This window comes from Bradyrhizobium sp. NBAIM03, from assembly GCF_020194055.1.
Classification (GTDB): domain Bacteria; phylum Pseudomonadota; class Alphaproteobacteria; order Rhizobiales; family Xanthobacteraceae; genus Bradyrhizobium; species Bradyrhizobium yuanmingense.
In genome coordinates this window covers 366,716-373,586 of record NZ_JADYVS010000005.1, presented here as the reverse complement: position 1 = coordinate 373,586, position 6,871 = coordinate 366,716, and the positions used below count along the sequence as shown (strand labels likewise).

6 protein-coding genes are annotated in these 6,871 nt (G+C 65.2%); 4 read left to right on the top strand and 2 right to left on the bottom strand.

Features of this window, described 5'->3' with window-relative positions; genetic code table 11:
* Positions 1 to 99: 99 nt before the first annotated feature.
* Positions 100 to 483: a cell division protein ZapA gene (locus tag I6F21_RS10545; protein WP_035998340.1), complete on the bottom strand. Its 384-nt coding sequence runs from the start codon at positions 481 to 483 to the stop codon at positions 100 to 102.
* Complete coding sequence (locus tag I6F21_RS10540) at positions 480 to 770, bottom strand: DUF4164 domain-containing protein (RefSeq protein ID WP_011084341.1); 291 nt, start codon at positions 768 to 770, stop codon at positions 480 to 482. Before I6F21_RS10540 ends, I6F21_RS10545 begins: the two co-directional genes overlap by 4 nt.
* 398 nt (positions 771 to 1,168) lie before the next feature.
* Between I6F21_RS10540 and tkt the strand changes: the two genes are divergently transcribed.
* The 4 genes from tkt to fba all read left to right on the top strand — a co-directional run bounded on the left by tkt (position 1,169) and on the right by fba (position 6,797).
* A complete protein-coding gene (tkt, locus tag I6F21_RS10535) occupies positions 1,169 to 3,154 on the top strand; it encodes a transketolase (protein WP_225139289.1) in 1,986 nt (661 codons plus the stop codon).
* A 149-nt stretch (positions 3,155 to 3,303) separates the two neighbouring features.
* Entirely contained in the window at positions 3,304 to 4,311 is a 1,008-nt protein-coding gene (gap, locus tag I6F21_RS10530) for a type I glyceraldehyde-3-phosphate dehydrogenase (RefSeq protein WP_035998321.1), read from the top strand.
* A 182-nt stretch (positions 4,312 to 4,493) separates the two neighbouring features.
* A complete protein-coding gene (locus I6F21_RS10525; RefSeq protein WP_225156776.1) occupies positions 4,494 to 5,690 on the top strand; it encodes a phosphoglycerate kinase in 1,197 nt (398 codons plus the stop codon).
* A gap of 39 nt (positions 5,691 to 5,729) precedes the next feature.
* Positions 5,730 to 6,797, top strand: a complete 1,068-nt coding sequence (fba, locus tag I6F21_RS10520) for a class II fructose-bisphosphate aldolase (RefSeq protein WP_035998315.1) — start codon at positions 5,730 to 5,732, stop codon at positions 6,795 to 6,797.
* The last annotated feature ends 74 nt before the right edge of the window (positions 6,798 to 6,871 follow it).

The following is a 6,871-nucleotide window of genomic DNA, read 5'->3' as shown; positions in this document are numbered from 1 at the left end:
GTGTGGAGAGATCACCCCACCCCGCTCGCGCTACGCGCGATCGACCCTCCCCCTCCAGGGCCCTCCAGGGGAGGGTAAGGGCACGGCTCCTATCGAGCTTCAGCCGATCGCGATGCCGTTCCCCACCGTCCGGTTCAGGACCTGGGTCGATTTCTCGATGCGCTCGGCGGCGGCGTTCAGCGCGTTGACCACCGCGGTCTGCGTCATCCTGGCGCGCTCGACGGCGGCATTGCGGAAATCCCTGAGCTCGGTCAATTCCTGCTCAAGGGTGCGGACGCGGTTGGTGGTGTCGATCAGCTCATCGCACACGGTGAGCGCAGCCATGACGGTGAGGCGCGCATCGCCGATCTCGCCGAATTTTCCGCGCAGCGACTGGATGCGCGTCTCCAGCGTCTCGGCGAGCTTGAGCAGCCGCACCTCCTGGCCCTCCTCGCAGGCCATGCGATATTGCCGGCCGTTGATGGTGACGTTGATGTGGCTCATCCGTCCTCTCCGGTATCGAGCACCGAGCGTATCGTCACGATCGCGGAATCCAGCCGGTCAGAAATCTCGCGATTGGTGCGCTCGAGCTTGCGTGCCTTCACCAGCGCGCCGTCGAGCTCGTCGGCAAGACGCGAGCGATCCGCGCCGAGCGCCTGGATGCGCGCCGCAAGCTCGTTCTCGTCGCGATCGGCATCGCGGCGCCGCTCCACCGCACTTTCGAGCGCATCGAGCGCCGCCATGAGTCTGCGGGTCGCAATCTCGATCTCGACGGCGGACGACTCCGTCATGGCAGAACTGTTGGATACGCGATCGTTCATGCAGTCAGCGGCGGAACCTGGCGGCCTTTGCCCAGTGGCCTTTCCCTGGAGCTTGCCGTCCGGCAAAAGACTCGGTTCGGCAAGCGGTTAGAAGCAGAAATTTACAAAGCAAGCTAGCCAAGCGCAACGCCGCCGCAAAACTATGCACTGTTCAATCGGGACGACGTGTCGCTGCGTCGCTTCCGCCCGGCGCGATCCCGGCGGAAAACCAATGTCCACACAGGCAACTTTTGCGGCCAAACCGGCGTTCGATTGCCTTGGACTCCCGGAACCGAGGTGCTATCCCAGCGCCAACCTTCAGTGGCCGCCAGGCTTCTCCCCGCGCGGGCAACCATCGCCAAGCGCTTCATTTCAGACGGATTTCAGACATGACGCAGGTCGATCACACCCGTATGGCCAACGCGATCCGCGGCCTTTCGATGGACGCTGTCGAGAAGGCGAAATCGGGCCATCCCGGCCTGCCGATGGGCGCCGCCGACATCGCCACCGTGCTGTTCACCCAATTCCTGAAATTCGACGCCGCCGCGCCCGCCTGGCCGGACCGCGACCGCTTCGTGCTCTCGGCCGGCCACGGCTCGATGCTGCTCTATTCGCTGCTGTATCTGACCGGCAATGCCGAGATGACGCTGGACCAGATCAAGCAGTTCCGCCAGGTCGACTCGCTGACCCCCGGCCACCCCGAGAACTTCCGCACCAGGGGCATCGAGACCACCACCGGCCCGCTCGGCCAGGGCATCTCGACTGCGGTCGGCATGGCGCTGGCCGAGAAGATGCTCGCGGCCGAGTTCGGCAAGAAGATCGTCGACCACCACACCTATGTGCTCGCCTCCGACGGCGACCTGATGGAAGGCGTGTCGCAGGAAGCGATCGCGATGGCCGGGCACTGGAAGCTCAACAAGTTGATCGTGCTCTACGACGACAACGGCATCTCGATCGACGGCCCGACCTCGATCTCCGATTCCGTCGACCAGGTGAAGCGCTTCAAGTCGGCGGGCTGGGCGGCCGAGAAGATCGATGGCCACGACCAGGCCGCGATCGCCGATGCGATCACGCGCGCGAAGAAATCCAGCAAGCCGACGCTGATCGCCTGCCGCACCACGATCGGCTTCGGCGCGCCGCACAAGCAAGGCACCTCGAAGGTGCACGGCGAAGCACTCGGCGCCGACGAGCTCAAGGCTGCCAAGGAAAATCTCGGCATTTCGCTCGAGCCGTTCGCGGTCGCCGACGACGTGCTGAAGGCATGGCGCGCGGCCGGCAGCCGCGGCGCCGCGGCACGCCAGGAATGGGAAGCGCGGCTCGGTGAGCTCGGCAGCCGCAAGCGCGCCGAGTTCGAGCGCCGCCTGCGTCATGAGCGTCCGGCTTCGCTCGCCAAGGCCGTGCGCGCCTACAAGAAGGAGCTGCTGGAAAAGCCGATGACCGCGGCCACCCGCAAGTCGTCGGAAGCGGTGATCGAAGTCATCGCCGGCGCCATGCCGATGGAATTCCTGGCAGGCTCGGCCGACCTCACCGGCTCCAACAACAACAAGGCGAAGTCGGCGACCGCCTTCTCAGCCAAGACGCCGAAGGGACGCTTCATCCATTACGGCATCCGCGAGCACGGCATGGCGGCCGCGATGAACGGCATTTTCCTGCACGGCGGTTTCGCACCGAACGGCGCGACCTTCCTCGTCTTCACCGATTATGCGCGTCCGGCGATGCGCCTTGCCGCGCTGATGGGCGCCGGTGTCGTCTACGTCATGACCCATGACTCGATCGGTCTCGGCGAAGACGGCCCGACCCATCAGCCGGTCGAGCATCTCGCAGCGCTCAGAGCCATTCCCAACATGCGCGTGTTCCGTCCCTGCGATGCCATCGAGGTCGCCGAGTGCTGGGAGCTCGCGCTCAACCGCGTCGATGGCCCGACCGTGCTGGCGCTGACGCGGCAGAACCTGCCGCAGCTGCGGACCACCGCACCGAACGACAATCCCTGCGCGGCTGGTGCCTACGAGCTGGTCGCCGCCCAGGGCGAAGCCAAGGCGACGCTGTTCGCCTCGGGCTCGGAGGTCGAGATCGCGGTCGCGGCCCAGAAACAATTGGCGGAACGCGGCGTCGCTTCGCGCGTTGTCTCCGTTCCCTCGCTGGAGCTGTTGTTAGCGCAACCAGAGGCCAAGCGCGCCGCCATCATCGGCAACGCGCCGGTGAAGATCGCGATCGAGGCCGCCGTGCGCTGGGGCTGGGACGCCGTGATTGGCCAGGATGGCGAATTCATCGGCATGCATTCGTTCGGCGAAAGCGGCCCTGCCAAGGAGCTTTACAAGCATTTCGGCATTACCGCCGAGGCCGCGGTTAACGCTGTGCTGAAGCGCGTTTCCTGAGAGTTGAGCTTGCCGCAAAAAAGGACTACCTAATCTCCCATATGATCAAGCACCGCCCGGCCGAACCGGGCGTCCGCCCCTAAAAAACCTCGCAGGCGCGCTATCCGCGCGTTGTGCGGGATGACAACGGTCATTGAAGGAGACGAAACATGGCAGTCCGCGTCGGAATTAACGGTTTTGGCCGCATCGGCCGCAACATCCTGCGGGCTATCGCCGAGTCCGGCCGCAAGGACATCGAGGTCGTCGGCATCAACGACCTCGGCCCGGTCGAGACCAACGCTCATCTCCTCCGCTTCGACAGCGTCCATGGCCGCTTTCCCGGCACCGTCACCGTCGACGGCGACTCCATCAGCCTCGGCAACGGCAAGATCAAGGTGACCGCCGAGCGCGATCCCTCGAAGCTGCCCTGGAAGGATCTCGGCGTCGACATTGCGATGGAATGCACCGGCATCTTCACCTCGAAGGACAAGGCTAGCGCGCATCTGACCGCCGGCGCCAAGCGCGTGCTGGTCTCCGCGCCCGCCGACGGCGCCGACGCCACCATCGTCTACGGCGTCAACCACGACACGCTGACCAAGGATCACCTCGTCGTCTCCAACGGCAGCTGCACCACCAACTGCCTTGCGCCGGTTGCCAAGGTGCTGAACGATCTCGTCGGCATCGAGACCGGCTTCATGACCACGATCCACGCCTATACCGGCGACCAGCCGACGCTCGACACGATGCACAAGGATCTCTACCGCGGCCGCGCGGCGGCGATGTCGATGATCCCGACCTCGACGGGTGCTGCGAAGGCGATCGGCCTCGTGCTGCCCGAGCTGAAGGGCAAGCTCGACGGCGTCGCGATCCGCGTGCCGACCCCGAACGTCTCGGTCGTCGACCTCAAGATCGTCGCCAAGCGCGCCACCGACGCCAAGGAGATCAACGCGGCGATGAAGCGCGCCAGCGAGCAGCAGCTCAAGGGCATCCTCGGCTACACCAATGCGCCGAACGTCTCGATCGACTTCAACCACGACCCGCACTCCTCGACCTTCCACGAGGACCAGACCAAGGTGCAGAACGGCACGCTGGTGCGCGTGATGTCCTGGTACGACAACGAGTGGGGCTTTTCGAACCGCATGGCGGACACCGCCGCCGCGATGGCGAAGGTGATCTGAGGGAAGCCAAGGTGCTTCCTCACTGGATTGGCATCCCTGGCGTCATACTGTTGATCGCGTTGATCGCGTACGGATTTCGCCGGGGCCTCGCAGTGAAGTCTCCGAAAGACGGTGGAGGGAGCGGCGACCACGGCCATTCGCCTCCCCCCGATTCCGACACTCCGACGCACGGATGATGAACGATGCCCGCTAAATTCCGCACCCTCGACGACGTCGACGTGAAGGGCAAGCGCGTGCTGCTGCGCGTCGACCTCAACGTGCCCATGGAGAGCGGGCGCGTCACCGACGCCACCCGGCTCGAGCGCGTGGCGCCGACCATCACCGAGCTCGCCGACCAGGGCGGCAAGGTCATCCTGCTCGCGCATTTCGGCCGGCCGAAGGGACGCGACGCCAAGGACTCGCTCAAGCCCGTCGCGGAGGCGCTGGCGAAGGTGGTGAAGAAGCCCGTCGCGTTTGCCGAGGATTGCATCGGCGAGCCCGCGGCCAAGGCGGTCGCCGGCCTGAAGGATGGCGACATCCTGTGCCTGGAAAACACCCGCTTCCACAAAGAGGAAGAAAAGAACGATCCCGCCTTCGTCGCGGAACTCGCGAAGCTCGGCGACATCTGGGTCAATGACGCGTTCTCGGCCGCGCACCGCGCCCACGCCTCGACCGAAGGTCTCGGCCACAAGCTGCCGGCCTATGCCGGCCGCACCATGCAGGCCGAGCTGGACGCGCTGGAGAAGGCGCTGGGCTCGCCGAGCAAGCCCGTGATCGCCATCATCGGCGGCGCCAAGGTCTCGACCAAGATCGACCTGTTGGAAAACCTCGTCACCAAGGTCGACGCGCTCGTGATCGGCGGCGGCATGGCCAACACCTTCCTGCACGCGCAGGGCGTTGCGGTCGGCAAGTCGCTGGCCGAGAAGGATCTTAGCCCCACCGCGCTGCGCATCATGGAGAAGGCGGAAGCCGCCAATTGCGCCATCATCCTCCCGGTCGATGCCACCGTCGCCTACCATTTCGCCGCCAACGCGCCGTCGCATGCCTATGGGCTCGATGCGATCCCGGCCGACGGCATGATCCTCGACGTCGGCCCGCAATCGATCGCGCGCGTCCATGCCGCGATCGACGATGCAGCGACGCTGGTCTGGAACGGCCCCCTGGGCGCATTCGAGATGCAGCCGTTCGACCGCGGCACGGTCGCGGCCGCCAAGCACGCCGCCGAGCGCACCAAGGCCAAGAAGCTGATCTCGATCGCGGGCGGCGGCGACACTGTCGCGGCGCTCAACCAGGCCCATGTGGCCGGTGACTTCACCTATGTGTCGACCGCCGGTGGCGCGTTCCTTGAATGGATGGAAGGCAAGCCCCTGCCCGGCGTTGAAGTTCTGCGTAGCAAGTAATCAAGCGGCCTTTGAGGCCCCAACGGGAGACAAAGACAGATGGCTCGGATCACGTTACGTCAATTGCTCGACCACGCGGCGGAGAACGATTACGGCGTACCGGCCTTCAACATCAACAACATGGAGCAGGCGCTGGCCATCATGGACGCGGCCAACCAGGTCGACGCGCCCGTCATCATCCAGGCCTCGCGCGGCGCGCGCTCCTACGCCAACGACGTCATGCTCAAGCACATGATGGACGCGGTGACCGAGATCTATCCGCACATTCCGGTCTGCGTGCATCTCGACCACGGCAACGAGCCGGCGACCTGCATGACCGCGATCCAGGCCGGCTTCACCTCGGTGATGATGGACGGCTCGCTCAAGGCCGACGGCAAGACCCCCGGCGACTGGGGCTACAATGTCGGCGTCACCAAGACCGTCACCGACATGGCCCATCTCGGCGGCATCTCGGTCGAGGGCGAGCTCGGGGTGCTCGGCTCGCTCGAGACCGGCATGGGCGACAAGGAAGACGGCCACGGCGCCGAAGGCAAGCTTAGCCACGACCAGCTCCTGACCAATCCGGACGAGGCCGTGAAGTTCGTCCAGGAAACCAAGGTCGACGCGCTCGCGATCGCGATGGGCACCTCGCACGGCGCTTACAAATTCACCCGCAAGCCCGACGGCGACATCCTCGCCATGAACGTGATCGAGGAGATCCACCGCAAGCTGCCGAACACGCATCTCGTCATGCACGGCTCCTCCTCGGTGCCGCAGGACCTGCAGGACATCATCAACGCCTATGGCGGCAAGATGAAGCCGACCTGGGGCGTGCCGGTGGCCGAGATCCAGCGCGGCATCAAGAACGGCGTGCGCAAGATCAACATCGACACCGACAACCGCATGGCGATGACCGGCCAGATCCGGAAAGTTCTGAAGGACAACCCGGAAGAGTTCGATCCGCGCAAGTACCTGAAGCCGGCGATGGAAGCCATGACCAAGCTGTGCAAGCAGCGCCTGCAGGAGTTCAACACCGCAGGCCAGGCCTCCAAGATCAAGAAGGTGCTGACCACCGCCGAGATGGCCAAGCGCTACGCCAAGGGCGAGCTCGATCCCCGGGTCGCCTAAGGCCTCCGTCACATCCTCCCGTCATTCCGGGACACGCGAAGCGTGGGCCCGGAATCCATAACCACAGCCTGGGG